The sequence below is a fragment of the Halomonas beimenensis genome (assembly GCF_002549795.1).
Lineage (GTDB): Bacteria > Pseudomonadota > Gammaproteobacteria > Pseudomonadales > Halomonadaceae > Halomonas > Halomonas beimenensis.
On sequence record NZ_CP021435.1, the window covers coordinates 3,175,306 to 3,201,568 of the forward strand.

A 26,263-nucleotide genomic window follows, 5' to 3' on the forward strand; every position below is an offset into this window, starting at 1 on the left:
CCATCTCCTCCGTTGTTATGACACGGCCGGGCCGAACGGGAGCGACGCCCGCGGCATCCGTCACGCGGGCTCGCGTGCCGTGGCCTTGGCAATGGGGACGGCTATAGGTAACGCCGGGCGCGACAACTTGCAAGCTTCTGCACAGATTCGCAACGAATGTCTCGGAAATCCCGGCATTTCGCCACTATTCGTTCATTGCCGCTCATCCTCGGCGATCGTGGGTCAACCAGGCCGTCAGCCGCTGCAGCGGCGGGGCGCCGAGCAGGGTCAGGACGAAGGCGATGGGCCAAGCGATGGTGAAGGCTCGCCACCAGCGCCCCAGGAAACCATCGGACAGCCCGGTGTTGATCCAGGTGATGAGCAGGGTCATCAGCACGCCCATGTACAGCGACATCAACAGCGAGAACACCAGGGCGGCGTAGCGTGGGGGAATGGGCATGCAACTCTCCCGTCGGACGACTCGACGATGGACCGGGTGCGGGACAGTGTACGACCTCGCCCGTGGGGCGTCCGCCTTGGCCGGAGGTCCGGCGAACTTGCCACTCGTGGGGCCAGCCCACCAGACTGAAGGCAATCGGTCCACGCCATCTCGCGAGGAGGCATCCCATGACGAGCATCGCGTCGCGTATCGAGTGTCGGCAGGGCGACATCGCCCGACAGGACGACATCGAGGCCGTGGTCAACGCCGCCAACGCCCAGCTGCGCAGCGGCGGCGGGGTGGCCGGGGCCCTGCACCGGGCCGCCGGCCCCGAGCTGGCCGAGGCCGGCCGGCCCCTCGCGCCCATCCAGCCCGGGCAGGCCGTGCTCACCGAGGCCTTCGCGCTGCCCAACCGCTACGTCATCCACTGCCTGGGCCCGGTCTATGGCGTGGACGAACCCTCGGACGAGTTGCTCGCCGACTGCTATCGCAACGCCCTGCAGCTGGCCGAACGCCACGGCATCGAGAGCCTTGCCTTCCCGGCGCTGTCCACCGGCGCCTTCGGCTACCCGGCCGCCGAGGCCGCCCGCATCGCCCTGTCCACGGTGCTGACCACCCTGCCCCAGTGCCCCGGCATCAGGACGGTACGCTTCGTGCTCTTCGACGCGAAGAGCGCCGACCTGCATCGTCAGACCCTCGCCTCCCTGGCCCCTCCCGACGCCGGTTGAGCTGGGCCTGACGCCCGTCCCTTGAAGGCCGAAATGCGGCGTCTCAACGACCCGCGGCGCCGGGTAACGCCTGCCTCACGACAAAGATGTATACATCCAATGTTTGATTTTGAGCACAATGTTATCTAAAAATGTGTACGCTGAATTCCTGAAGGGTATCCAGTCAGAGATTCTCTCTGTGCTCGCCCTCGCACCCTGTCGGGTGTGACTATCAGGCATCGGCCGGATCCAACGACAACAACACCGGAGTACAAGATGCGCACCAAGCTGACACTGGCCCTCGGCACCGTTGCAGCGTCCCTGCTGATGGCTCAGGCCGCACACGCAGCCCTCTACAGCACCACCAAGGTTGAGGCCCTCTATGGCTGGGACTATGAAGACACCGCGGACGCCGGCTTCACCATCGACAACAAGGCGCACGCCATCCTCACCTTTGCCAATGCCACGGGCTGGACCTACGGCGACAGCTTCTTCTTCACCGATTTCACCAACCTGGACCAAGGCCCTCAGGACGAGCAGGATCGGGGCAGCGTGCACGCCGAGTGGAGCTTACGGGGCAACATCGGCAAGATGACCGGCCTCAACCTGACCGCCGGCCCACTCAAGAACCTCTACGTGATCGGCCAACTGGACTTGGACCGCAACTCGGCCACCCGCAAGACCACCCACATGGCCGGTCTGTCCGCCGACCTGGATGTGCCCGGCTTCGCCTTCTTCAAGCTGCATGCGATGTACCGCAACGACGAGAGCGCTGCTGCCGAGGGCAGTGCCGAGCAGTTCACGGCAGTGTGGAATGCGCCCTTCAGCATCGGCGGTGCCGACTTCACCTTCGAGGGCTTCCTCGACTACATCACCGAGGAAGGCGACCTGGCATCCCAGCTCCTGACCCAGCCCCAACTGGTCTGGCATGCCACCGACCAGCTCGGCCTCGGCATCGAGTACCAGCACTGGCAAAACAAGTTCGGTCTCGAGGACACCGACGAGTCCTTCCCCCAGGCCATGGTACGCTGGACCTTCTGATTCCCTGTGCCGGGGCGGTTTCGCCCCGGCTTCTGGGCCAAACCCCGGGGTCCTCTGCTAAGCTGCGGCTTCCTCTCGCGACCGATCAAGGATGAGCCGTGCCACCGAAGGACCTGGCCCTGGGCCTGGGCGTCGTCGCCATCTGGGCCCTCAACATCATCGTCATCAAGCTGGGTGTGGCCGAGCTGCCCCCCCTGCTGCTGACCACCCTGCGCTTCGCCCTGGTGGCCCTGCTGCTGGTGCCCTTCCACCCGGTGTCGCCCCATCGACTGCCCTTCCTGGCCCTGCTGTCGCTGACCTTCGGCACCCTGCACTTCGCCATGCTCTTCATCGGGCTGGGTCAGGCCGAGGCCGGCACCGGGGCGATCCTCGTCCAGATGGGCACTCCCTTCGCCACCCTGCTGGCGGTGCTCTTCCTCAAGGAAAGGCTGGGGCCGCGACGCCTGGCCGGGTTGCTGCTCTCGTTCGGTGGCGTGGTGGTCCTGGCCGGCGGCCCCACCCTGCCGGCGCCGCTGCCCACCGCCCTGCTGCTGACCAGCGCCCTGGGCTGGGCGATCTCCCAGCTGCTGATCAAGCGAGGGCCCGACGTCGCCCCCATGGCCCTGGCCGGCTGGGTGGCGCTGTTCGCCATCCCCCAGGTCGCCCTCGGGTCCTGGTGGTTCGAGCAGGACCAGCTCAGCGCCCTGACCGAGGCCGGCTGGCTTGCCTGGGGAGCGGTCTTCTACACGGCGGTCATGTCCTCCATCCTGGCCTACGGCATCTGGTACGGCCTGTTGCGCCGCCATCCCGTCAACCGCGTGGTCCCCATGGTACTGCTGGTGCCGGTCCTGGCGGTGATTCTCGGGGTGCTGCTGCTGGACGACGCCCTGGGACCGCACAAGTTGATCGGCGGTGGCCTGGTGGTCGCCGGGATCGCACTGATCGTGCTTCGCCTGGGGAGCGGTCGGGTCACTGTCCGGACGTCGTCGTGACGGTTTGCTCCGGGCCGCGACAGCTCCCGGCGTCTCCCGGCCAGCTGACGCAATCGCCGGGACCGATGCCTCGCTCCGCGAAGTAACCGGCGTTGACCTCGAGCGCCGCCCGGTAGGGTGAGGCCGGGCGCGTCACCGGGCAGGCGCCCGCCGTCTCCGCGCGACAGGGGGTCATGCGGTGGATCTCGAGGATCCGGCCGCTCTCGTCGAGGAAGGCGATGTCCAGCGGGATCCGGGTGCGGTACATCCAGAAGCCGTTGCGAGGGGGTTGGCGTCGGTCATAGAGGAACAGCATGCCGGCATCCTCGGCCAGCGTATCGCGCTCCATCAACCCCCTTCCCCGCTCGGCCACCGTCCGGGCCAGCTCCACCCTCAGGCGATGGGGCCCGGTCTCGGCATGGAGGGTCAGGACCGTCCCGGGCAAGCGGGATTCCTGGGCCAGGGCGGCCGGGGCCCAGCAGGCGGCGGCCGGCAGCAGCACCAGGGCCTGCAGCAGGCGGCGGCGGGTCGGACTCGAAACGGACGTCTCAGGCATGGCAAGGCTCCTCTCCCGGCAGCGGCACCTCGGGCATCAAATGGATGCCATGGGCCAGTAGCGAGACCGTCACCGTCTCGCCCCGGGCCAGGCCGTTGCGCCGGGCGGCGTGGGTGGCGATCTCGAAGTGTAGGGTATCGTCGCAGTGGTCGAAGGCCAGGATCACGGAGGCCATGCCGCCGAGCACGACCATCTCCCGAACCCGGCCGGTGATCGGGTTCTCCCGTTCCCCGCGGGACGGCCGGCCCCGGCGATGCAGGACCACGTCGGAATTGGGCAGGTACCAGGCCAGGCGCCGGCCCAGCGGCAGGCCGGCCAGGCCCTCGGTGACCTCCAGCCGGAAGGGCCCCCATTGCAGGCGCCGATGCCCGGCCTCGTCCTCGATTACCCGGCCGGTGAAGACGTTGTGACGATCCAGCAGCCGAGCCACCTCCGGGGACGCGGGACGACGGAACAGGGTCTCGGCCGGCCCCTGCTGCAGGCTCCGCCCACCATGCAGCACACAGAGGCGATCGGCCAGGGCGGCGGCCTCGTCCAGGTCATGGGTGACCAGCACGATGGGGATGGCGATCGCCTCCCGCAGCAGCGCCAGCTCGCGCTGCAGGCGCCGACGGGTGACCTGGTCCACCGCCGAGAAAGGCTCGTCGAGCAACAGGACCCGAGGCTGGCGGGCCAGGGCCCGGGCCAGGGCCACCCGCTGACGCTGGCCGCCGGAGAGCTGGGCGGGCAGCCGCCCTCCCAGGCCCTCCAGGCGTACCCGGGCCAGCCAGGCCTCCGCCGCCTCACGGCGCTCCGCCGGGGGCAGGTGACCGAGGGCGATCATGACGTTGGCTCGAGCATCGAGATGGGGGAAGAGGGCATAGTCCTGGAACACCAGGCCCACCCGCCGCCGCTGGGGACGGACCCAGCAGGCCACGGCGGCCTCGAACCAGGTCTCGCCGCCGCAGCGGATGCGCCCCGCGGCTGGCCGGTAGAGCCCGGCGATGGCGCGCAGCAGCGTGGTCTTGCCGCTGCCCGAGGGCCCGACCAGGGCCAGCAGCTCCCCCGGGGCGCAGTGGAAGTCCGCCGCCAGGGGGATGGGCCCCGCCTGGGCGACGCTGACCTCGAGCCCGCCCTCGACCGGGCCGGGCAACCGCGGCTCAGTGGCCATGCAGCCCCCTCCGGCGTCCGCTCAGGCCGTAGACCACCGCGATGGTGAGGAAGGACACCAGCAGCAGCATCGCCGACATCAGTGCCGCCCCCTGCTCGTCGAAGGCCTGGACCCGGTCATAGATGGCGATGGCCAGGGTGCGAGTCTCGCCGTCGATGGCGCCCCCCACCATCAGGATGACGCCGAACTCCCCCAGGGTATGCGCGAAGGTCAGGGCCAGGGCCGACACCAGCCCCGGCCAGACCAGGGGCAGCTCGATGCGCCACAGCGTCTGCCAGGGCCCCAGGCCGCTGCACCAGGCGGCTTCGCGCAGGTTCGCGGGGATCGTCTCGAAGGCCCGCTGGATGGGCTGGACGGCGAAGGGCAGGTTGGCCACCAACGAGGCCAGCAGGATGCCGCTGAAGGAGAAGTTGAGGGTGGTACCGGTCAACCGGGACCACAAGGCCCCGAAGGGAGCCTCGGTGCCGAAGCCTTGCATCAGGTAGAAGCCCAGCACCGTGGGCGGCATCACCAGCGGCAGGGCCACCAGGGCGGCACACAGCGAGCGGCCACGGAAGCGGGCCAGCGCCAGGGTCCGCCCCAGCCAGAGTCCCAGGGGGAGCAGCAGCAGGCAGGTCAGCCCCGCCAGCCGCAGCGATACCCACAGCGCCGGCCAGTCCATCAGGGGACGTCACCCTCGCCGGGGGACTGGAAGCCGTGTCGCGCCAGGATCTTCCGCGCCTCTTCGCCCTGCAGCCAAGCGTAGAAGGCTCGCGCCGTGTCGCCGCTCCCCTCGAGCAGTGCCATGCGCTGCCTGAGGGGCGCATGCCAGTCGGCGGGGATCGGCACGTACTCGGCACGCTCGGCCAGGGCCGGCGCGAGCGCCAGGGAATAGGCCACCAGGCCGCCCCGGGCCTCGTCGGCCAGGGCGAAGCGGGCCGCCTGGGAGACATTCTCGCCCAGCACGCGCAAGGGGGCGGTCGCCTCCCACAGGCCGGCCCGGCTCAAGGCCTGGCGGGCCGCGATCCCATAGGGAGCATGCTCGGGGTTGGCCAGGGCCAGGCGGGGCCGCCCCTGCCCCGCCGCCCGATCCGCGAACGCCTCGCGCACCGCGCCGAGTGGATCCTCGGGGGGCGGCAGCGGTCCCCGCCCGGGGGCCTGCAGCCAGACCAGGCGGCCGACCGCATAGACCCTGCCCTCCCCTTCGGTGATGCCGGCCGCTTCGAGGGCGCGCACGTTCGCCTCGTCCGCCGAGAGGAAGAGCTCGAAGGGCGCCCGCTGGACGATCTGCCGGCTCAGGTTGCCGGACGCGCCGAAGGTGACCCGGACGTCCTGGCCGGTGGCATCGCGGAAGGCATGACGCAACTCGGGCAGGACGAACTGCAGCGACGAGGCCGCCGCCACTCGGGGGGCCTCGGCGAGGGACTGCACCGGGACCAGCCAGGGCAGGACGCAGAGTGCCAGGCAAGCCGCCCAGCGCCTTGGGTGCCTCATGGGATCATGCCTTATCCGTGACGTATCGCCAGAAAGTTGACCATTCGGTCAGCATTGTCAAGCCGAACCTCGCCGGCGGCACCGCAAGGCGCCCCTCGCCGATTCGGCACGACGGCGCACGACAGGCGCCGCCGCCCATGACCGAAGGCATTGTCATCCAGGCGGGCGGGAGGGGACAAGGCGCCGTCCCCCCGAGCCGATGCCGGCTTGATCCGGATCAGGCCTGTTCGGGGGTGTGGCCCAGGATCGACATCAGGTCGATGCGCGCCTCGCGAGGGCTCAGATCGAGCAGCGCCTCCAGGCCGTTCAGGTGGTCGTGGATGGCTCCGCGAGCGGCCTCGGCGTCCCCCGACGCCAGGTGCCGGAGCAGGCGGCCGTGCTGGCCTTCCTGATAGCAGGACGCCAGTCCGGAACGCTTGTAGAGGGCGACGACGATGGAGGTCCTCAGCACCAGGTCGGTGAGCATGCCGCCCAGCACCCGATTCGGGGAATGCTCGGCCAGCAGATGATGCAGGGTCAGGGAATGCTCGATACGGGCGGGCTCGTCCCCTCCGCGGAAGGCCTCGGTCTCGAGGTCGGCCTGCCGCTCCAGGGCCTCCAGAGCCTCGGGGGACAGCCGGCCGGCCAGCTGAGCGGCGATCTCGCCCTCCACCAGGCGCCGGGCGTCGAAGGTCTCGCGGGTCTCCTCGACGCTGGGCGCCCGTACCCGCGCCACCTGGTTGGGACGCTGATCGATGACGTGTTCCGACGCCAGCCGGGTGAGGGACTTGCGCACCACCGACCGGCTCACGCCGAACACCTCGCCCAGGGTGATCTCGGGGAGCTTGGTGCCCGGCGGCAACCGCTGCATCAGCACCGCGTGGCGCACCTTGTCGGCGATGTCGCGGTCGCTGACCCGGCCACCGGACTTGGCCACGGCCTGCATCTCCTCGTGCCAGGCATTGCTCATGGCATTCGTCTCCAAAGGTGTCTCTCCCAGGACTCTCGCATCTTTTCCCTCATCTGGCCACAGCGTCTTCTTTTTTTGTATACAAAAAAAGGCCCGGCCTGGTAGGGCCGGGTCGGATAACATCGCGGAGCTGGCCGGATCAGTGGCCCCGATGGGTATCGTTCACGTCCAGGATCTTCAGGGTATTGGTGCCACCGTGGGCGTTCATATGATCGCCCCGGGTGAGGATGACGTGATCGCCCGGTTCGGCGATGCCCTGGGCCACCACCCGCTCCAGGGCCCGGTCGTTGAGCTCGCCGGCCGCCATGTCGCTGGTGTCGAAGGGCAGCGAGATGACCCCGCGATACAGCGCCATGCGCCGCTGGGCGATCGGGTTGTGGGCCAGGCCGACGATCGGCAGCCCCGAGCGGATCCGCGAGGCGATCAGCGGCGTGTAGCCGGTGGCGGTCATGCAGGCGATGGCCGCCACCCCCGTGAGGTGGTTGGCGGCGTACATCGCCGACAGGGCGATGGTCTCGTCGATGCGCTCGAAGCCCTCGTGGATGCGGTGGCTCGATGCCTGGGCGATGCGCTCGCGCTCGGCGCCCAGGCAGACCCGGGCCATGGCCTCCACGGTCTCCACCGGGAAGTCGCCGGCGGCGGTCTCGGCGGAGAGCATCACCGCGTCGGTGGCGTCGAGCACGGCGTTGGCCACGTCGAACACCTCGGCCCGGGTGGGCAGCGGGGCCTCGATCATCGACTCCATCATCTGGGTGGCCGTGATCACCGCCCGGTTGTGGCTGCGGGCATGCTTGATGATGCGCTTCTGGGTGCCGATCAGCTTCTCGTCGCCGATCTCCACGCCCAGGTCGCCCCGGGCGACCATCACCGCCTCGCTGGCCTCGATGATGGCATCGAGGGTGGCATCACTGGCCACCGCCTCGGCGCGCTCCAGCTTGGCCACCAGGCCGATTTCCTTGCCGGCGTCCCCCAGCAGCTCGCGGGCCTCGTGCATGTCGGCGGCGCTGCGCGGGAAGGACACCGCCAGGTAGTCCACGCCGATGGCCACGGCGGTCTCCAGGTCGGCCCTGTCCTTGTCGGTCAGCGCCGGGGCCGAGAGGCCGCCGCCCTGCTTGTTGATGCCCTTGTTGTTGGACAGCTCGCCGCCCACCACCACGGTGGTGTGGATGGCGCTGCCCTCGACCCGGGCGACGTCGAGCACCACCCGGCCGTCGTCGAGCAGCAGGCGGTCGCCGGCGGCCACGTCGGAGGCCAGCGCCTTGTAGTCGCAGCCCACCCGCTCGGCGTCCCCGGCCTCGGCGTCGAGGGCCACGTCGATGACGAAGGGCGCGCCCTCGGCGAGGCTGACCTTGCCGTTGGAGAAGCGGGCGATGCGGATCTTGGGGCCCTGGAGATCGCCCAGGGCGGCGACGCTGCGGCCCTGGCGGGCGGCGATCTCGCGCACCGCGGCGAGCCGGCGGCGATGGTCGTCCGCCGAGCCGTGGGAGAAGTTCAGGCGCACCACGTCGACGCCGGCGGCGATCATCTCCTCCAGCACGCCCTCCCGGTCGCTGGCGGGACCCAGGGTGGCGACGATCTTGGTGCGACGCACCGGCTCGTGGATCGGGGCATGGGGCGGCAGTGTCATGAGCTCCTCGGCAGTACCAGGATGGCACGAAAGTCGTTGACGTTGGTGCGCGTCGGCCCGGTCATGATCAGGTCGTCCAGCGCCTCGAAGAAAGTATAGGCATCGTTGCGTGACAGATAATCGTCGGGCTCGAGCCCCAGCGAGCGCATGCGCGTCCAGCAGTCGGGGCCGACGATGGCGCCGGCGTTGTCCTCGGAGCCGTCGATGCCGTCGGTGTCGATGGCCAGGGCATGGATGCCCTCGGCGCCCCGGAGGGTGGTGAACAGCCCGAGCAGGTACTCGACGTTGCGCCCGCCGCGGCCGTCGCCCGTCACCGTCACGCTGGTCTCGCCGCCGGACAGGATCAGCAGCGGGCGCGTGAGCCCGTCTTGGGCCCCCAGCGCCATGCGCCCCTGGGCGCGGCCCAGTTCCCGGGCCTCGCCCTCGAGATCGTCGCCCAGCAGCTTGACCTCGACCCCGGCCTCCTCGGCGGCGTCACGGGCCGCGGCCAGGGCGTCCCGGGCCCGGGCGAGGATCTCGCTCTCGTCCCGGGCGAAGGCCGGGTCCTCGGGACGCGGCGCCTCGGTGTTGGCCTCCAGCTGGTGGCGAACCGCCGCGGAGATCTCGATGCCATGACGCTCGAGGATCGCCAGCGCCTCGGCCGGGGTGGTGGCGTCGGGCAGCGTGGGACCGGAGGCGATCAGCGACGCCTCGTCGCCCGGGACGTCGGAAATCAGCCAGGTCAGCACCCGGGCAGGATGAGCGGCGGCGGCCAACCGGCCACCCTTGATGGCCGAGAGATGACGCCGCACGGTGTTGATCTCGCGGATCGGCGCGCCACTTCTCAGCAGCGCCTTGTTGATGGCCTGCTTCTCGGCCAGGGAGACGCCCGGCGCGGGCAGGGTCATCAGCGCCGAGCCGCCGCCGGAGATCAGGGCGATGACCAGGTCTTCCTCGCCGAGCCCCTCGACGGCCTCGAGCATGCGGCGCGCGGCCTTTTCGCTCAAGTCGTCGGGCATGGGATGGGAGGCCTCGAGCACCTCGATGCGACGGCACTCGGCGCCATGGCCGTAGCGGGTCACCACCAGGCCGGATAGCGGGGCCTCCGGGTGACGCGCCTCCCAGGCGCGCTCCAGGGCGGCCGCCATGGCGGCCGCCGCCTTGCCGGCCCCTACCACCAGGGTGCGGCCGGCCGGAGGATCGGGCAGCCGGTCCGGCAGCAGCGTGTCGGGGTGCACGGCCGCCACGGCGATCTCGCCGAGCCGCCTCAGCCAGTCGCTTGCCGCCTCGGGCCGGTCGCAGGAAAGCAGGGGGGAAAGGGCATTCATTCGGGGGTCTCCTTCGATAAAAGGGCCCGGTGACGAGATGGAGTCTACAGGGGGAGCCTCACCACCGGGCAAGGGGCCGTCAAGCGACGACCCAGGCAGGCGACGACCCGACGCCTGCCATCAGGGAGCAGTCACCTCCCCTGTCCCCCGCCGGCCATCGCCCGATGGCCGGCGGAACGGACTCAGCGGCTGCCGATCTCGTGATCGGCGAGCTGTTCCAGGGCACGGGCGATGCCGGCGTGATCCCAGTCGCCGCCCCCGTGGGCGACGCAGGCCTGGAAGAGCTGCTGGGCATTGGCGGTACCGGGCAGCGCGAGGTTGAGGCTGCGCGCGCCTTCCAATGCCAGGTTGAGGTCCTTCTGATGCAGGCGGATCTTGAAGCCCGGATCGAAGGTGCGGTTGATCATGCGCTCGCCGTGGACGTCGAGGATCTTCGACTGGGCCAGGCCGCCGAGCAGGGACTCGCGGACCTTGGCCACGTCGGCGCCGGCCCTGGAGGCGAACAGCAGCCCCTCGGAGACGGCCTCGATGGTCAGGGCGACGACGATCTGGTTCGCCACCTTGCAGGTCTGGCCGGCGCCCTGCTCGCCGATGTGGGTGATGGTCTTGCCCATGATCTCGAGCAGCGGCTTGGCGCGCTCGAAACCTTCCTGGGACGCGCCGACCATGATGGTCAGGGCGGCGTTGATGGCACCGCCCTCGCCGCCCGAGACCGGGGCGTCGACGTACTCGCCGCCGGCGTCCTGGATGCGCTTGGCGAACTCCTGGGTGGCCAGCGGGGCGATCGAGCTCATGTCGATCACCAGGGTGCCGGGCTTGAGGCCCTCGATCACGCCGCCCTCGCCGAACAGCACCTGCTCGACGTCGGGGGTGTCCGGCACCATGGTGATGACCACCTCGGAGGCCTCGGCCACCGCCTTGGGATCGTCGAGCTCCTTCATGCCCTTGGAGGCCAGGGTCTCGTCCAGGGTGCCGCGCTTGACGGTGGTCAGCTCGTGGCCGGCGTCCAGCAGGTGGCCCGCCATGGGACGGCCCATGATGCCCAGTCCGATGAAACCGATCTTGCTCATGATGATTCTCCTGTCACGTTACTTGCTGACGTTGAGTCGTGCTTCTTGAGTGCTGTGCGTAAACGTTGCCAAAGGCTCGAGGGATGAGCGCCGAGGGCAAGACAGAGCGAGGGTCCTACGCCATGGAAGGCGTCGGTAGCGCCCAGGGAGGGGTTCACAGCGCCCTCGCGACGTCTTGTCGTCGGTTCAGCTCATCCCGGCTGGGGCGTGACTCCCTCAGGCTCTCGCCGCGTCCAGCCAGCCCAGCCCCTCCTTGGTGCCCGCCTGGGGCTTGTACTCGCAGCCGATCCAGCCCTGGTAGCCCAGGCGGTCGAGGTGCGCGAACAGGAAGGGATAGTTGATCTCGCCGGTGCCCGGCTCGTGGCGGCCCGGGTTGTCGGCGAGCTGCACGTGGGCGATGCGATCGAGGTGCTTCTCGATGGTCGGGGCCAGATCCCCTTCCATGATCTGCATGTGATAGATGTCGTACTGCAGCTTCAGGTTGTCGCTGCCCACCTCGTCGAAGATCGCCAGGGCCTGCTCGGTGCGATTGAGGAAGAAGCCCGGGATGTCGCGGGTGTTGATCGGCTCGGCGACCAGCAGGATGCCGGCGGCCTGGAGCTTCTCGGCGGCGAAGCGCAGGTTGCCGACCAGGGTCCGGCGCGCCTGCTCGTCGCTGACGCCCTCCGGCTGGATGCCGGCCAGGCAGTTGACCTGGGTGTTGCCGAGCACCTTGGCGTACTCGATGGCGCGGTCGACGCCGGCGCGGAATTCCTCGACGCGGTCCGGGTGGCAGGCGATGCCGCGCTCGCCGGCGCCCCAGTCGCCGGCCGGCAGGTTGAACAGCACCTGGGTCAGGCCGTTGTCGTCGAGGCGTCGCTGGATCTCGGCGGCCTCGAAGTCGTAGGGGAAGAGGTACTCCACGCCCTTGAAGCCGGCCTCGGCGGCGGCCTGGAAGCGGTCGAGGAAGTCGACCTCGGTGAACAGCATGCTGAGATTGGCGGCGAACTTGGCCATGTGAATCTCCCTGTGTTGTCTCGTGTCTATCAGCTTGCTTCTAGGGCCGCCCGACCGCCGGTCCCCACCGGCGGCCGAACGGCGGCCGTCCTCAACGGAGGGCGGCGATGGAGCTCGGCGCATCGGCCAGGTTCTCGGCCAGGTCCTCGAACTCGTTGATCCCGGCCAGGTCGGTGCCCATGGAGATGTTGGTGACCCGCTCGAGGATCACCTCGACCACCACCGGCACGCGGTGCTGCTTCATCAGCTCGCGAGCCTGCTCGAAGGCCGGACCGATCCGGTCGGGCTCGGTGACGCGGATCGCCTTGCAGCCCAGGCCCTCGACCACGGAGACGTGATCCACGCCGTAGCCGTTGATCTCCGGGCAGTTGATGTTCTCGAAGGACAGCTGCACCTGGTAGTCCATGTCGAAGCCGCGCTGGGCCTGGCGGATCAGCCCCAGGTAGGAGTTGTTCACCAGCACGTGGATGTAGGGCAGGTTGAACTGCGCGCCCACGGCCAGCTCCTCGACCATGAACTGGAAATCATAGTCGCCGGAAAGGGCCACGATCTCGGTGTCCGGGTCGGCGCGACGCACCCCGAGGGCGGCCGGAATGGTCCAGCCCAGCGGGCCCGCCTGACCGCAGTTGATCCAGTGACGCGGCTTGTAGACGTGCAGGAACTGGGCGCCGGCGATCTGCGACAGACCGATGGTGCTGACGTAGCGGGTGTTCTTGCCGAACGCCTTGTTCATCTCCTCGTACACGCGCTGCGGCTTGACCGGCACGTTGTCGAAGTGGGTCTTGCGCAGCAGGGTGCGCTTGCGCTCCTGGCACGCCTCGGCCCAGGCGCTGCGGTCCTTGAGCCTGTCCTCCGCCTTCCACTCCCTGGCCACTTCGACGAACAGCTCAAGGGCGGCCTTGGCGTCGGAGACGATGCCGTAGTCCGGGCCGAAGATGCGGCCGATCTGGGTCGGTTCGATGTCCACGTGGACGAACTTGCGGCCCTCGGTGTAGGTATCCAGCGTCCCGGTGTGGCGGTTGGCCCAGCGGTTGCCGATGCCCATCACGAAGTCGGACTCGAGCAGGGTCGCGTTGCCGTAACGATGCGAGGTCTGCAGGCCGACCATGCCCGCCATCAGCTCGTGATCGTCCGGGATGGTGCCCCAGCCCATCAGGGTCGGAATGACCGGCACGCCGGTGAGCTCGGCAAACTCGGTGAGCAGCTCGCTGGCATCGGCGTTGATGATGCCGCCCCCGGCCACCAGCAGCGGCTTGTCGGCGTCGTTGAGCATGCCCAACGCCTTCTCGATCTGCGCCCGGCTGGCGGTCGGCTTGTAGGCCGGCAGCGGCTCGTAGGTGTCCGGGTCGAACTCGATCTCGGTCATCTGGACGTCGATGGGCAGGTCGATCAGCACCGGGCCCGGACGCGAGCTGCGCATGATCTGGAAGGCCTGCTGGAAGGCACGCGGCACCTGGGCCGGCTCCAGCACGGTGATGGCCCACTTGGTGACCGGGCCGGCGATGGCCTGGATGTCGACGGCCTGGAAATCCTCCTTGTGCAGCTTGCTGGCAGGCGCCTGCCCGGTGATGCACAGGATCGGGATGGAGTCGGCGGAGGCCGAGTACAGGCCGGTGATCATGTCGGTGCCCGCCGGGCCGGAGGTGCCGATGCACACGCCGATGTTGCCCGGCTGGGTCCGGGTGTAGCCCTCGGCCATGTGGGAGGCGCCCTCGACGTGGCGCGCCAGGACGTGATCCACGCCACCGACCTTGCGCATGGCGGCATAGAAGGGGTTGATGGCGGCGCCGGGCAGGCCGAAGGCGACATCGATGCCTTCCTTCCGGAGCACGTGAACGGCAGCTTCCGCGGCAGTCATGCGAGCCATGACGATTCCTCCAGTGACGGGGTGTTATTTTTTGGAAAATATTTCTGTATACAGAGACTAGACCTCGCCACCAGGCGCCGTCAATACTTTTTGGAAAACCTTTCCACTCAATGAGTGCGGCACCAATACCGCCGTCATTTCATAAGCTTGCAAACTTGGAAAAATTTTCTGAATTTTCAAACGCTAAGCGCCGAAGCCCACCCCCGTGACGGGGGCAGGATCCGGCGCCTCTTCGAATGACTCGTATGCAGGTTCAGGGATCGAGCCGCAGCCGCACCTCGCCGATACCCTCGAACACCAGATGGGCCTGCTGGCCGGCCAGCATCTCCACCACCCCATCGAAGGTGCCGGTGGTGATCACCTCCCCGGCCGTGAAGCCCTCCCCGTCCCGGGCGATGCGGGCATTGACCATGGCGACCAGCAGCTCGGCCGGGTCGCCGCCGGGGTGATCGCCCTGGCCGCTCAGCGCCACGCTGCCGTCCAGGGTCAGCCAGTATTCGGCGTCGGCCAGCTGGTCCAGCTCGCCGGGGGGAATCCCGCTGCTCAGCACGAAGCCGCCATGGCTCAGGCCATCGGCCAGCTGCCACAGGGCGGGCACCTCGGGCCAGCCCTCGAAGCGGCTGTCGACCACCTCGATGGCGGCGTGCAGGCCGCCGACCCGCGGGGCGATCTCGGCCAGGGTGTAGGGAGTCTCCCGAGCCGGGATGGCCTCGTTCAGCACCACGGCGAGTTCCGGCTCGAGCGCCACCACCTGATGGTCGCGGCGCCGAAAGAAGCCCGGGGAGGTCTGGTTGAACTCGGCGAACAGCCGGGAATAGCGCGGTGTCTCGCCGCGCTCGATGCCCCCGAGCTTCCAGCCGGCGGGGGTGCCGAGGGTCGCCGAGACCCGCTCCTGGATGGCGTAGGCATCGGCCTCCTCGGCCAGCGGAATGTCGCTCGGCACCGGAATCGGCCGGCCCTGGCGATGGGCCTGGATCAGGCGCTCGGCACCGGCGGCGATGATCTCGTCTCGTGTCATGCTCAGAACCCCTTGGCCGCGCCACGCGGCCGTGCGGGCCGGGGCCGCTCGCACTCGAGGAAGCGGCCGAAACCGGCTTCGCCGGCGGGCCGGCCGTCCCGGGACACCACCCGGCCCCGGCACAGGGTCAGCACCGGCTTTCCGGTCAGTTCCAGCCCCTCATAGGGAGTGTAGTCCACGGCATGGTGCAGCTCGGCGTTGCGCACCGTGGTGCGGGCGTCGGGATCCCAAAGGGTCAGGTCGGCATCGCTGCCGATGGCGATGGTGCCCTTGCGCGGATAGAGGCCATAGATCTTGGCCGGCTGGGTGGCGGTCAGCGAGACGAAGCGGGTGGCATCGATGCGCTCCTTGATCACCCCCTCGGAGAAGAGGATCGGCAGGCGCGTCTCCAGCCCCGGGATGCCGTTGGGGATGTGCTCGAAGCTGGCCGACTCGCCATGCAGCTTCTTGCCCTGGGGATCCTCGTAGCGGAAGGGGGCGTGGTCCGAGGAGAAGACCTGGAAGACGCCGTTCTCCAGGGCCTCCCAGACCGCCTCCTGGGCCGCGGTATCGCGCGGCGGTGGGCTGCACACGCACTTGGCGCCCTCGAAGCCCTCCTGGTCCAGGTCCTCGGCGGTCAGCATCAGGTACTGGGGACAGGTCTCGCCGTAGACGCGCAGGCCGCGGCCCTGGGCCCAGCGGATCTGCTCGATCGCCTCGGGGCCCGAGACGTGCACGATAAGCAGCGGCACGTCGATCAGCTCGGCCAGCGAGATGGCCCGGTGGGTGGCCTCGCGCTCGGCGATGCGGGAATGCGCCACGCCATGGTAATAGGGGGCGGTCTTGCCCTGTGCCTCGAGCAGCTCGGTCAGGTAGGCGATGCAGTCGGCGTTCTCGGCGTGCACCATGACCATGCCGCCCTCGCGCCGGGCCATGGCCAGGACGTTGAGCACTTCACGGTCGTTGAGCTTGAGGTCGTCGTAGGTCAGGTAGATCTTGAAGGAGCTGTAGCCCTCGTCGATCAGCGCCGGCAGCTCCTCCTTGAGCACCGTCTCGGTGGGATCGGTGACGATCATGTGGAAGGCATAGTCGACGAAGGCCTTGCCCTCGCTGCGCCGGTGGTAGTCCTCCACGGCGGCGCGCAGGCTCTGGCCCTTCTGCTGGGCGGCGAAGGGAATCACCGTGGTGGTGCCTCCCGCCGCCGCCGAGCGGGTGCCGCTGTGGAAGTCGTCGGCCATCACGGCGCCGTCGCCGAGCGGCTGATCCAGGTGACAGTGGGCATCGACGCCGCCGGGCATCACCCAGAGCCCCCGGGCGTCGATGACCTCCTCGGCCTCGCCCAGGTCCTGGCCCAGGGCGACGATGCGCCCGTCCTTGATGCCGATGTCGGCGGTGTAGCGGTCGGCCGCGGTGATCAGCTGGCCGTTGGTGATCAGGGTATCGAAGCCTGACATGTCATGTGCCTCGTCGGGAGTGTCGGAAAGGGAAAGGGGCCTAGCTCATCGCGTTGGGCAGCCATAGCACCAGCCCGGGCCAGAGCGTGATGAGCAGCACGAAGAGCAGCATGATGGCGAGGAAGGGCAGGCTGCCGAGCATGACGTCGGAGATCGAGCCGCGGCCGCGCACGCCCTGGACCACGTAGAGGTTCATGCCGATGGGCGGGGTGATCAGCGAGACCTCCATCATGATCACCAGGAAGATGCCGAACCACACCGGGTCGAAGCCGAACTGCACCACCATGGGCACCATGATGGGCACGGTGGCGATCATCATCGACAGGGTCTCGAGGAAGCAGCCCAGCACCAGGTAGAAGATCACCAGGGCCAGGATCAGGCCCAGCGGTGACAGTCCCAGGTCGGCGACCCACTGGGTCAGGGTGTGGGGGATGCCGAGGATGCCGACGATGTAGTTGAGGAAGAAGGCCGCCACGATGATCAGCATGATCATCGCCGTGGTCCGCGCCATGGACAGGAAGCACTCGTGCAGCATGGCGAGCGTCAGCTTGCGGTTGAGCGCCGCCGGCACCAGCGCCGCGACCACCCCCAGGGCGGCGGCCTCGGTGGGCGTGGCCCAGCCGCTGTAGATGCTGCCGATGACGATGGCGAAGACGAAGGCCGGCGGCAGCAGGTCCACCAGGGACGCCAGGCGCTCGCGCAGCGAGGCCCGCGGCTCGGCCTCGCCGGCCACCCCCGGACGCAGCAGGCTGAAGGCCATGATCGCCAGCATGAAGGCCCCCGCCAACGCCAGCCCCGGCAGGATCCCGGCGATGAACAGCTTGCCGATCGAGGTGTTGGTGATGGCGCCGTAGATGATCATGTTGATGCTCGGCGGGATCAGGATGCCGAGCGTCGCCCCGGCGGCCAGGGTGCCCAGCGCCAGCCGCTCGCTGTAGCCCCGCTCGGCGAAGGCCGGCAGCGCCACGGTGCCGATGGTCGCGGCGGTGGCCACCGAGGAGCCGGACATGGCGGCGAACACCGAGGAAGCCCCGATGTTGGTATGCAGCAACCCCCCGGGCATGCGGTTGAGCCACACCGACAGGGCGCTGTACATCCGCTCGGTGATGCCGCTGCGCAGCAGCAGCTCCCCCAGCAGGATGAACAGCGGGATGGCGGTGAGGATGAAATCGTTCAGGGTGCCCCAGAGGGTGTCCCCGAAGGAATACAGCAGCGGCGTGCCCAGGTACATCAGGGTGCCCAGGGCGGCCACCGAGAAGATGGCCACCGCCACGTGGATGCCGGCCGCCATCATGCCCAGCATGACGAGAAAGCCGACCAGGACCTCGATTGCACCGATCATGTCGACGGCTCCCCTTGGGCGGAATGGGTCGTGTCTCCGGCATAGTCCTGCCGGGCCTCGTCCAGCTCGTCCTGGGCGCTGCGCGGGCCATAGTCCCGGTTCAGCGCACCCAAGCGTCCGCCGGCCAGCTGCCCCAGGGCATGCAGGGCCAGCAGGGTGGTCAGCACGGCGAAGACGCCGAGCCCCAGGATCCACAGGCTCTGCGGGATCCACAGCGGCGTCTGCAGCGGGGTGCTGGCGAGACTGCCGAACTCGAGCGTCTCGTGCAGGGTCGCCACCGCCCGCCACAGCATGAACAGCGAGAACCCCGCCAGCAGCAGCATCGCCAGGGCGTTGAGGGGCGCCTGCAAGGGCCCCGGCAGGCGGGCCATCAGCACATCGACCCGGGTGTGGGCGCGGTGCAGCAGGGCATAGGCGAAGCTGAACGAGACACCGATCGCCAGCACGTAGCCGCCGATCTCGTCGACGCCCTGCAGGGAGAAGTTGAAGAGCTTGCGGGCGATCACCTCGAAGGTGATCAGCAGCGACAGGCCCAGCGCGCCATAGCCGGCGGCGACGGCGGCGCCATGGGCCAGTCGGCGGGCGAGCCAGTAGGGACTCCGGGATACCATCGGGCACCTCCAGGGGGGCCCCGGCCGCGGCCGGGGCGCGAGTTGACGACGCTTACAGGGCACTTCCAACCGTCGGGCGAAATGAGCGACGGGAAAGCTCATCTCCGTTGCCCGATCCGGGAAGGCACTCTCACTGGATGGTCAGGCCGGCGGCCTCGCCGACGGTGGCGTTCCAGTCCTCGACACAGGCGTCATACTGCTGGCTGCAGGTCTCGGCCCACACCGGCAGCACCGCCTCGCTGGTGATCGCCTCGACCAGCTGGCGGGAGTCCGGGTCGATCTCCACCAGGGCCATGTCGTAGGCCTCGTGGCCGGTGCAGCTTTCCTGGCCGGTGTTGCAGGCGATGGCGTCGTCGTTGACGTCGTAGGCCAGCTCCCACATCTGGTCCTCGAGGCGAGCGAAGGCCTCGGTAAGCTCCTGCTGCTGGGCCTCGCTGAAGCCGTTCCAGGTGTCCAGGTTCATGAAGTGCCCCTGGACCGAGTAGGCGAGCGGCAACGGCACGAAGGTGTCGGTGACCTCGGGCCACTTGCCGTTGTTGCCGGCGGAGGGCGCCGTCACGCCGCAGTCGGCCACGCCGCGCTGCAGCGCCAGGTAGACCTCGCTGAACTGCAGGGTCACCGGGGTCGCGCCGAGGCCCTGGACCAGGCGCGACATGGAAGGCGTGAAGACCCGGACCTTCTTGCCCTCCAGGTCCGCGACGCCCTCGATGTCACCGTTGCAGAACATCATCTGCGGCCCGAAGGGCCAGAGCGTCATCAGCTTGGCGTTGAAGCGCTCCTGCAGGCGCGCATCGAACGTCTCGCGTACCGCATCGACCGCCTCGCGCTGGGCATCGAGCCCGGACGCCACGCCGGCCAGGTCGATCCCCTCGAAGAACGGCTCGTCCCGGGAGGCCATGCCGATCTGCACCGACATCACGTCGAAGGCGCCGGAACGGATCAGTCGCAGGGCGTCGGCCGCCTCGACGCCGATGGCGTCCATGGGGTTATAGACGACCGCCAGGTCGTCTCGGGCGTCGAGCTCGCTGAAGAAGGGCCGTTCCACCTCTTCCACGTGGAGCTTGTTGCCGGAGAAGTTGCCGACGGTACGCAGCATGGTCTCGTCGGCCTGGGCCAGGCCGCCGAGCAGCATGCCGCCGGTCAGCGACACGCCGAGTGCGATTGCCTTGGGAGTCATGGTTGGCATCGGGTCACCTCTTGATTGGGATTGTTGATGGTGGTCTTGCCGTGGCGTCTTGCCTGTCTAAGAGCTTGTTTCAAACCCCGAGTTACTGAGATGAGCTTTCCCGGTACCAAGCCTCCGCGAGGGCGCTGTGAACCCCTCCCTGGGCGCTACCGACGCCATCCCTGGCGTAGGACCCTCGCTTCGCCTTGTCCCCGGCGCTCATCTCGGCCGGCGTCTGATAATGAGCCCCTCAGTCATCCCAGGGCTCACGCCGCCAGGCGCGAGTCCTGGAAGAGTTGCCCCCAGCCCTCCAGGCGGGTGGGGTCGACTCCGCTCATGGCCAGGGTCTTCCAGACCGTGACGCTGACCGAGTCGTAGATGGGGATGCCGAGTTCGCGCTCCAGCGCGGGCACGATGCCCGCGCCGCGCAGGTTGGTGCAGAGGATGGTGATGGCCTGGGGCCGGGCCTTGGCAACCTCGCGGACCATCCCGGCCAGCGTGGCCTCGTCGTACTCCGAGAAGGAGAAGTTGCCGCGATCGTTCAGGTGGCGCTCGGCGACCACCTCGATGCCCTCGGCCCGATAGTTCGCGAAGATCGCGTCCTGGATGTCGTCGAGGTAGGGCGTCACCAGGCCCAGCCGGGTCACCCCGGTGCGCCCGAGGGCCTCGTTGAGCGCCAGCACGCTGGTGGTGGCCGGCACCCCGGTGGTCTCGGTGATGGCGGCACACAGTCGACGGTCGGCCTCGAACCCCAGCCAGCTGGCCGAGGTGCCGTTCCAGGCGATGACGTCCATGCGGGCGTCGTTGAGCAGTCGGGCGGCCTCCAGCAGCGGGGCCGGGTCGAACTGCGCCAGCGCCTCGTCACGCATCGAGATCTCCTTGACCGTGAAGCGCTGGAAGTGCGCCGTCACCTCGGGCATGAGATCGCGCAGCAGGGCCGCGGTGTAGGGCTCCAGCACGGTGTTGGAGGACGGGGTGAGCATGCCGATGAGGGTTCGCGTCATGGGCGGAATCCTTGTTTTTGTCGTATTCTGCATTTTGAATTCAAAATACACGAACACCAGCGTTGCACAACTCCGAGATTTTGCAAGTACACTTTTCCTCCGACGGCCGCCGCGCCCCCCCAGGCCGGCCACGACATCCCCAGGAGAGCCCATGGACGATATCGCCCCGCCCGCCGACGCCACGCCCCGACACGACGAGGCGCCCCGCCTGCGACGCCTGTCGCTCTACGAGGTGGTCGCCGAGCGCCTGCGCGAGATGGTGCTGGAAGGCGAGCTGCCGCCGGGCGGCCGGATCTCGGAAAAGAAACTCTGCGAGACCTTCGAGGTGTCCCGCACGCCCCTGCGCGAGGCGCTCAAGGTGCTGGCCAACGAGGGCATCATCGAGCTGCTGCCCAATCGCGGGGCCAAGGTGACCGAGGTGGAACCCCGGGAGGTGGCCGACCTCTTCGAGGTCATGGTGGAGCTGGAGGGACTGTCCGGACGGCTGCTGGCGAGCCGCGCCGACGAGGTCGCGATCGCCGAGATCCGCGACCTGCACGACCGGATGATGGCGCACTATCGGCAACAGGAACGCCAGGACTACTTCGCGCTCAACCAGCGCCTGCACCGGCGCCTGACCGAGATCGCCGGGAACCGCGTGCTGCTCGAGCTGGAGGCATCGCTGACGGTGAAGGTCACCCGCGCCCGCTACGCCGCGAACCTGCAGCTGGGCCGCTGGGAGGAGTCGGCCCGGGAGCACCAGGCGATCCTCGAGGCCCTGGAGCGGCGTGACGGCGAGGGCCTGGCGCGAGCCATGCGCGAGCACATGCGACGCACCGGCGAGGCGGTGATCCAGGGGCTGGTCGACGGCTGAAGGGCGAGCAATGCGCAAAGAGAAAAATATAAGTTACTGATTTTTATTGATTTATAAAAATATCGTATTCTGTATTTTGTATTTTCTCCCATCCTGTCCTATGGTTTTCCTTGACCGCGCCCCGGGCGCGTCCACCGCCACCCAACGCGAAGGAAAACCGCATGACAACAACAACCGCTTTCTCCCGCACCTCCACCACCCTGCTGCTCGCCCTGGGTCTCGGCAGCCCGCTGATGGCCGGTGCCGACACCCTGCGCTTCGGCGGCAACTTCACCGATGACCACTCGAGCAGCCGCGCCATGGCGATCTTCCAGGAGAAGCTCGCCGAGCGCACCGACGGCGAGCTCACCGCCCAGCTGTTCCCCAACATGCAGCTCGGCGGCGCCGGCGAGAACGTCGACCAGGTGAGCTCCGGTGCCATCATGGGCACCTGGATCGGCGTCTCCTACCTCTCGCGCACCGTGCCCGAACTCGAGGCCCTGAGCCTGCCCTTCGCCTTCGACAGCCGCGAGGACGCCTTCGCGCTGATCGACGGCGAGATCGGCGAGCTGCTCGACGAGAAGCTCGCCGAGGCGGGCTTCACCGCACTGGGCTACATGGAACTGGGCTTCCGCCACGTCACCAACGACGTGCAGCCCCTGGACTCCATCGAGGACTTCCAGGACCTCAAGATCCGCCTCCAGCCCAACCAGACCCACCTGGACACCTTCCGCGCCATCGGGGCCAACCCGGTCTCCATGGACATCAACGAGGTCTACGGGGCCCTGCAGCAGGGCGTGCTGGACGGCCAGGAGAACCCCTACAGCATCATCAGCACCAAGCGGCTCGACGAGGTGCAGCAGTACCTCTCCGACACCGGCCACTTCTACGACTACATCGTGGTGGCCGCCAACCGGGACAAGTTCGAATCGCTGAGCGAGGAAGAGCGGCAGGCCGTGCGGGCCGCCATGGACGAGGCCGTGGCCTGGCAGCGCCAGACCGCCGCCGAGGAGGACGAGGCCGCCCGCGAGACGCTGATCGAACGAGGCATGGAGTTCACCCCGATCAGCGACGAGACCCGCAGCGCGCTCCGTGACGCCAGCCAGGGCGTGGTCGATGACCTGCGCGACAAGATCGGCGCGGACATCGTCGACCGGGTGCTCGAGGAGCTGGAAGCATGACACCCGCCTGGCACCGGCTGGAGGCGTACGCCTCCAGCCCCTTCAAGCGACATTTCCTGCATGGCCTGGCGCTGCTCGATCGGAGCTCCTACTACGCCATCCTGGTGGCCATGGCCCTGATGACGGTGCTGGTCTCGGCCCAGGTGTTCGCCCGCTACGTGCTCGGCACCTCCATCGACTCCGCCGACGAGCTGTCCCGGCTGTTCTTCGTCTGGGCGATCTTCCTGGCCATCCCCCACGGCATCAAGGTGGGGATCCACGTCGGCATCGATGCCCTGGTCAGCCTGCTGCCGAAGGCCCTCCAGGATGGACTGGCGCGGCTGATGGCGATGATCGCCGCCGTCTTCATGGCCGCGCTGTTCTGGATCAGCCTCGGTGCCGTCGCCGACAAGTGGCAGGAGCTGATGCCGACCCTGCCGGTCACCGCCGCCGTCTTCTACATCGCCGTGCTGATCTGTGCCGGCCACTGCTGCCTGCACCTGATCGCCCAGGCCGGAGGGCTGGAGCCGTTGCCCAGCGCCCCGACCGACCGGCAAGGAGGGAACGACTCATGACCCCTGCCATCGTCTTCACCTTCCTGGGTTTCGCCCTGCTGCGCATGCCGCTGGCGTTCGCCCTGGGCCTGGCCTCGCTGGTCGGCCTCTACGTCGGCGGCATGGACTTCGCCGTGCTGCCCCAGCGCATGATGCACTCGGTCAACAGCTTCCCGCTGATGGCCATCCCGCTGTTCATGCTGGCCGGCGAGCTGATGGTCGCCGCCGGCATCCTGCAGCGCCTGGTGGACTTCGCCAACTCGCTGATCGGGCGCGTCCACGGCGGCCTGGCCCATGTCGCCATCGTCGCCGGCATGGTGCTGGCCGCGGTCAGCGGCGCCGCCGTGGCCAGCGCCAGCGCCCTGGGCAGCTCGCTGGTCCCCTCCATGCGCCAGCAGTACGACACCGGCTACAGCAGCGCCGTGGTGGCCTCGGCCGCCAACCTGGGCGCCATCATCCCGCCCAGCAACGCCATGATCGTCTATGCCCTGATGGCCGGCTCCTCGGTCTCGGTGGGCGGGCTGTTTATGGCAGGGGTCATACCGGGGGTGATTCTTGCTGTGGGCTTCATGGGCCTGGCCAGCTTCCTCGCCATGCGCCGCCGCTATCCGCTCGCCGGCGGCGACATCGGCCTCAAGCACGTCCTGGTGCAGACCTGGCGCGCCCTGCCGATCCTGCTGATGCCCATCGTGGTGGTCGGCGGCATCGTGGCCGGCGCCTTCACCCCTACCGAGGGAGCCGCCATCGCGGTGGTCTATGCCCTGCTGATCGGCTTCTTCGTGACCCGCCAGTTGCGCCTGTCGCACCTTCCCAAGGCGATGTTCAACGCCGCGGTGACCGCCGCCATGGTCGGCGCCCTGATCGCCTTCGCCTCGACCATGACCTTCGCCTTCACCATCGACCTGATCCCCATGCAGCTCACCAGCTGGATCCAGGGCGTCACCTCCGACCCGCTGATCTTCCTGCTGCTGGTGATGGCGCTGCTGATCGGGGTGGGCATGTTCATCGAGTCCAACGCCGCCTACATCATGCTGGTACCGCTGCTGGCCCCGATCGCCCTGGCCTACGGCATCGACCCGCTGCTGTTCGGCTTCCTGTTCGTGATGAACCTGGTGGTGGGCATGATGACGCCGCCGGTGGGGGTGCTGCTGTTCGTGATGTGCGGCATCTCCAAGATCAGCCTCAACGAGCTGATGAAGAGCGCCTGGCCGTTCATCGCCTTCCAGTACGCGGTGCTGATCGCCTGCATCGCCTTCCCCGGCATCGTCACCTGGCTGCCCCACGCCCTGGGCTACTGATTTCCCGACGCGATACCACCGACTAGACGACGTGCGTCCCCCGCCCCTGCCGGCGGGGCCGGGCCCCCCTGCGCCCGGCGAGGCGCCGATCACAAGGAACGACAAGAGAGCACGCCATGAAACTCCTCGTCATCAACCCCAACATCTCCACGGACGTGACCCGCCTGATCGAGACCGAGGCGCGACGCAGCATCCGCCCCGGCACCGAGCTGACCATGGCCACCGCGCCCTTCGGCGTGGCCTACATCGAGACCCGGGCCGAGTCGCAGATCGGCGGCTATGCCGCCATGCAGGTCGCCGCCGAGGCCCACGAGACCCACGATGCCGTGGTGGTCGCCGCCTTCGGCGACCCCGGCCTCGCCGCCCTGCGCGAGATCCTGCCCATCCCGGTGGTGGGCATGACCGAGGCCGCCCTGGTCACCGCCTGCCAGCAGGGCAGCCGCTTCTCGGTGATCGCCATCTCCCAGCGCATCCAGGCCTGGTATCGGGAGACCATCGCCGCCCATGACTTCGCCGGCCGCCTGGCCAGCATCCGCGCCCTGGACGAGCCGCTGGCGCATATCGGCCGCGTCCAGGAGGACCAGGGCGAGCGCCTGGTGGCGCTGGCCGAGCATGCCGTGGCGGACGATGGCGCCGACGTCTTGATCCTGGCCGGCGCGCCCCTGGCGGGACTGGCCCGCACGGTGGCGCATCGCCTGCCGGTGCCGGCCCTGGACGGCGTGACCTGCGCCCTCCACCAGGCCCAGGCCATGGTCGACCTGGCCCCGGCGACGCCCAGCGGCGGCAGCTTCGCCGCCCCGCCCGCCAAGGACTGCCGAGGCCTGACCGACGCCCTGGCCGGCCTGGTCGGCCGCCAGCCACTCGCCACCTCCAGGGCCTGATCCCTGCCCAGCCGAGCCGAGGAGGCCGCGTACCGGCGGCCTTCTCGCCCGGCGGCGGCGGGCCGTATACTGAACGCATCCCGGCCCTCGGGCCTCGCGACCCCTCGACCCAAGGAGGCCATGCACATGATCACGGACACCGAGGCGTCCGTCGCCGACGATACCGGCAGCGCGACCGCCAACCGGCGCCGCATCCAGACCACCTCCCTGGCCCAGGAGGCCTATCGCATCCTGCAGCGCATGATCGTGCACGGCGAGCTGGCCCCCGGCGAGCGGATCGTCGAGCCGGCCCTGTGCGAGCAGCTGGGCATCTCCCGCACTCCCCTTCGCGAAGCCCTGCGCATGCTGGCCAGCGAAGGGCTGATCGCCACCCGCCGCAACCGCAACGCGGTGGTGACGCGCATCGATCCCCAGGAGCTCGAGCACCTCTTCGAGGTGGAGGCCGGCATCGAGAGCCTCGCCGTGGGCCTGGCCGCCGAGCGCATGACCAACACCGAACTCAAGCAGCTGGAGGCCCTGCAGGAGCGTCTGGAGAAACTCCTCGCCAAGGGCGACCGGGATGCCTACTTCGAGCTCAACCAGCGTATCCACGCCTTGCTGGTGGCCGGCGCCAAGAATCCCGTCCTCGAGGAAACCCACCGCCGCCTGCTCGGCCGCCTGGAGCGGGCCCGCTACCTGGCCCTGGACCGCATCGGCCGCTGGCAGGAATCCACCGACGAGCACCGCGCCATCCTCGAGGCCCTCAAGGCCCGGGACGGCGAACGCGCCCGTCGCCTGCTGGCCGATCACGTCCAGCACACCGGCGAGTCCATCACCGAGATCAATCGCGGCTGACCCGTCTTCGCCTCCCCGAA

General features: G+C 68.8%; 26 protein-coding genes. 9 read left to right on the forward strand and 17 right to left on the reverse strand.

Going from position 1 to position 26,263, the window contains the following annotated elements; all coding sequences use genetic code 11:
• Positions 1-202: 202 nt before the first annotated feature.
• Entirely contained in the window at positions 203-439 is a 237-nt protein-coding gene (locus BEI_RS14775) for a DUF2798 domain-containing protein (RefSeq protein WP_097790237.1), read from the reverse strand.
• Between the two features lie 167 nt (positions 440-606).
• On the opposite strand from BEI_RS14775, the gene BEI_RS14780 reads away from it, so the two are divergent.
• From BEI_RS14780 to BEI_RS14790, 3 genes are all read left to right on the forward strand, one after another.
• Positions 607-1,146, forward strand: a complete 540-nt coding sequence (locus BEI_RS14780; protein ID WP_097790238.1) for a macro domain-containing protein — start codon at positions 607-609, stop codon at positions 1,144-1,146.
• A gap of 255 nt (positions 1,147-1,401) precedes the next feature.
• Positions 1,402-2,166 carry an outer membrane protein OmpK gene (locus tag BEI_RS14785; RefSeq protein WP_097790239.1) on the forward strand — a complete coding sequence of 255 codons (765 nt, stop codon included), beginning with the start codon at positions 1,402-1,404 and terminating at the stop codon, positions 2,164-2,166.
• Positions 2,167-2,264: 98 nt separating this feature from the next.
• The gene (locus BEI_RS14790) at positions 2,265-3,137 is read left to right on the forward strand and encodes a DMT family transporter (RefSeq protein ID WP_097790240.1); all 873 of its coding nucleotides are present in this window, start codon (positions 2,265-2,267) and stop codon (positions 3,135-3,137) included.
• Here the strand turns inward: BEI_RS14790 and BEI_RS14795 are convergent.
• The 16 genes from BEI_RS14795 to BEI_RS14870 form a co-directional block, all read right to left on the reverse strand.
• The gene (locus BEI_RS14795; protein ID WP_097790241.1) at positions 3,115-3,672 is read right to left on the reverse strand and encodes a DUF192 domain-containing protein; all 558 of its coding nucleotides are present in this window, start codon (positions 3,670-3,672) and stop codon (positions 3,115-3,117) included. The two genes, BEI_RS14790 and BEI_RS14795, sit on opposite strands and share 23 nt — an antisense overlap.
• Positions 3,665-4,822, reverse strand: a complete 1,158-nt coding sequence (locus tag BEI_RS14800) for an ABC transporter ATP-binding protein (protein WP_097790242.1) — start codon at positions 4,820-4,822, stop codon at positions 3,665-3,667. Before BEI_RS14800 ends, BEI_RS14795 begins: the two co-directional genes overlap by 8 nt.
• The gene (gene modB, locus BEI_RS14805; RefSeq protein WP_097790243.1) at positions 4,812-5,483 is read right to left on the reverse strand and encodes a molybdate ABC transporter permease subunit; all 672 of its coding nucleotides are present in this window, start codon (positions 5,481-5,483) and stop codon (positions 4,812-4,814) included. The genes BEI_RS14800 and modB overlap by 11 nt, the downstream gene beginning before the upstream one ends.
• Positions 5,483-6,295: a molybdate ABC transporter substrate-binding protein gene (gene modA / locus BEI_RS14810; RefSeq protein WP_097790244.1), complete on the reverse strand. Its 813-nt coding sequence runs from the start codon at positions 6,293-6,295 to the stop codon at positions 5,483-5,485. Before modA ends, modB begins: the two co-directional genes overlap by 1 nt.
• A 217-nt stretch (positions 6,296-6,512) precedes the next feature.
• Positions 6,513-7,244, reverse strand: a complete 732-nt coding sequence (locus tag BEI_RS14815) for a GntR family transcriptional regulator (RefSeq protein WP_097790245.1) — start codon at positions 7,242-7,244, stop codon at positions 6,513-6,515.
• A 139-nt stretch (positions 7,245-7,383) separates the two neighbouring features.
• Entirely contained in the window at positions 7,384-8,871 is a 1,488-nt protein-coding gene (pyk, locus tag BEI_RS14820) for a pyruvate kinase (RefSeq protein ID WP_097790246.1), read from the reverse strand.
• Positions 8,868-10,178, reverse strand: a complete 1,311-nt coding sequence (locus tag BEI_RS14825) for a glycerate kinase type-2 family protein (protein ID WP_097790247.1) — start codon at positions 10,176-10,178, stop codon at positions 8,868-8,870. Before BEI_RS14825 ends, pyk begins: the two co-directional genes overlap by 4 nt.
• 182 nt (positions 10,179-10,360) lie before the next feature.
• Entirely contained in the window at positions 10,361-11,248 is an 888-nt protein-coding gene (locus BEI_RS14830) for a 2-hydroxy-3-oxopropionate reductase (protein ID WP_097790248.1), read from the reverse strand.
• A gap of 216 nt (positions 11,249-11,464) precedes the next feature.
• Complete coding sequence (gene hyi, locus BEI_RS14835) at positions 11,465-12,244, reverse strand: hydroxypyruvate isomerase (RefSeq protein ID WP_097790249.1); 780 nt, start codon at positions 12,242-12,244, stop codon at positions 11,465-11,467.
• Positions 12,245-12,335: 91 nt separating this feature from the next.
• Entirely contained in the window at positions 12,336-14,111 is a 1,776-nt protein-coding gene (gcl, locus tag BEI_RS14840; protein ID WP_097790250.1) for a glyoxylate carboligase, read from the reverse strand.
• Positions 14,112-14,364: 253 nt separating this feature from the next.
• Positions 14,365-15,129 carry a 2-keto-4-pentenoate hydratase gene (locus BEI_RS14845; RefSeq protein ID WP_097790251.1) on the reverse strand — a complete coding sequence of 255 codons (765 nt, stop codon included), beginning with the start codon at positions 15,127-15,129 and terminating at the stop codon, positions 14,365-14,367.
• Positions 15,130-15,131: 2 nt separating this feature from the next.
• Positions 15,132-16,562 (reverse strand): dihydropyrimidinase, encoded by a 1,431-nt coding sequence (gene hydA, locus BEI_RS14850; protein WP_097790252.1) that lies wholly within the window; start codon positions 16,560-16,562, stop codon positions 15,132-15,134.
• Positions 16,563-16,602: 40 nt separating this feature from the next.
• Complete coding sequence (locus tag BEI_RS14855; RefSeq protein WP_097790253.1) at positions 16,603-17,904, reverse strand: TRAP transporter large permease; 1,302 nt, start codon at positions 17,902-17,904, stop codon at positions 16,603-16,605.
• Positions 17,901-18,515 (reverse strand): TRAP transporter small permease subunit, encoded by a 615-nt coding sequence (locus BEI_RS14860; RefSeq protein WP_193765121.1) that lies wholly within the window; start codon positions 18,513-18,515, stop codon positions 17,901-17,903. Before BEI_RS14860 ends, BEI_RS14855 begins: the two co-directional genes overlap by 4 nt.
• Before the next feature lie 130 nt (positions 18,516-18,645).
• Positions 18,646-19,692, reverse strand: a complete 1,047-nt coding sequence (locus BEI_RS14865) for a TRAP transporter substrate-binding protein (protein WP_227644491.1) — start codon at positions 19,690-19,692, stop codon at positions 18,646-18,648.
• Between the two features lie 254 nt (positions 19,693-19,946).
• Entirely contained in the window at positions 19,947-20,684 is a 738-nt protein-coding gene (locus BEI_RS14870) for a maleate cis-trans isomerase family protein (protein ID WP_097790255.1), read from the reverse strand.
• 151 nt (positions 20,685-20,835) lie between these two features.
• Here BEI_RS14870 and BEI_RS14875 point away from each other — a divergent pair, with 151 nt between their 5' ends.
• The 6 genes from BEI_RS14875 to BEI_RS14900 all read left to right on the forward strand — a co-directional run bounded on the left by BEI_RS14875 (position 20,836) and on the right by BEI_RS14900 (position 26,243).
• Positions 20,836-21,537, forward strand: coding sequence for a GntR family transcriptional regulator (locus BEI_RS14875; protein ID WP_097790256.1), 702 nt, complete (start codon positions 20,836-20,838; stop codon positions 21,535-21,537).
• A gap of 161 nt (positions 21,538-21,698) precedes the next feature.
• Positions 21,699-22,697, forward strand: a complete 999-nt coding sequence (locus BEI_RS14880; protein WP_097790257.1) for a TRAP transporter substrate-binding protein — start codon at positions 21,699-21,701, stop codon at positions 22,695-22,697.
• A complete protein-coding gene (locus BEI_RS14885; protein ID WP_097790258.1) occupies positions 22,694-23,251 on the forward strand; it encodes a TRAP transporter small permease in 558 nt (185 codons plus the stop codon). The genes BEI_RS14880 and BEI_RS14885 overlap by 4 nt, the downstream gene beginning before the upstream one ends.
• The gene (locus tag BEI_RS14890) at positions 23,248-24,528 is read left to right on the forward strand and encodes a TRAP transporter large permease (RefSeq protein ID WP_097790259.1); all 1,281 of its coding nucleotides are present in this window, start codon (positions 23,248-23,250) and stop codon (positions 24,526-24,528) included. The genes BEI_RS14885 and BEI_RS14890 overlap by 4 nt, the downstream gene beginning before the upstream one ends.
• 116 nt (positions 24,529-24,644) lie before the next feature.
• Positions 24,645-25,409 (forward strand): aspartate/glutamate racemase family protein, encoded by a 765-nt coding sequence (locus tag BEI_RS14895; protein ID WP_097790260.1) that lies wholly within the window; start codon positions 24,645-24,647, stop codon positions 25,407-25,409.
• A 126-nt stretch (positions 25,410-25,535) separates the two neighbouring features.
• The gene (locus BEI_RS14900) at positions 25,536-26,243 is read left to right on the forward strand and encodes a GntR family transcriptional regulator (protein ID WP_097790261.1); all 708 of its coding nucleotides are present in this window, start codon (positions 25,536-25,538) and stop codon (positions 26,241-26,243) included.
• Positions 26,244-26,263: the final 20 nt, after the last annotated feature.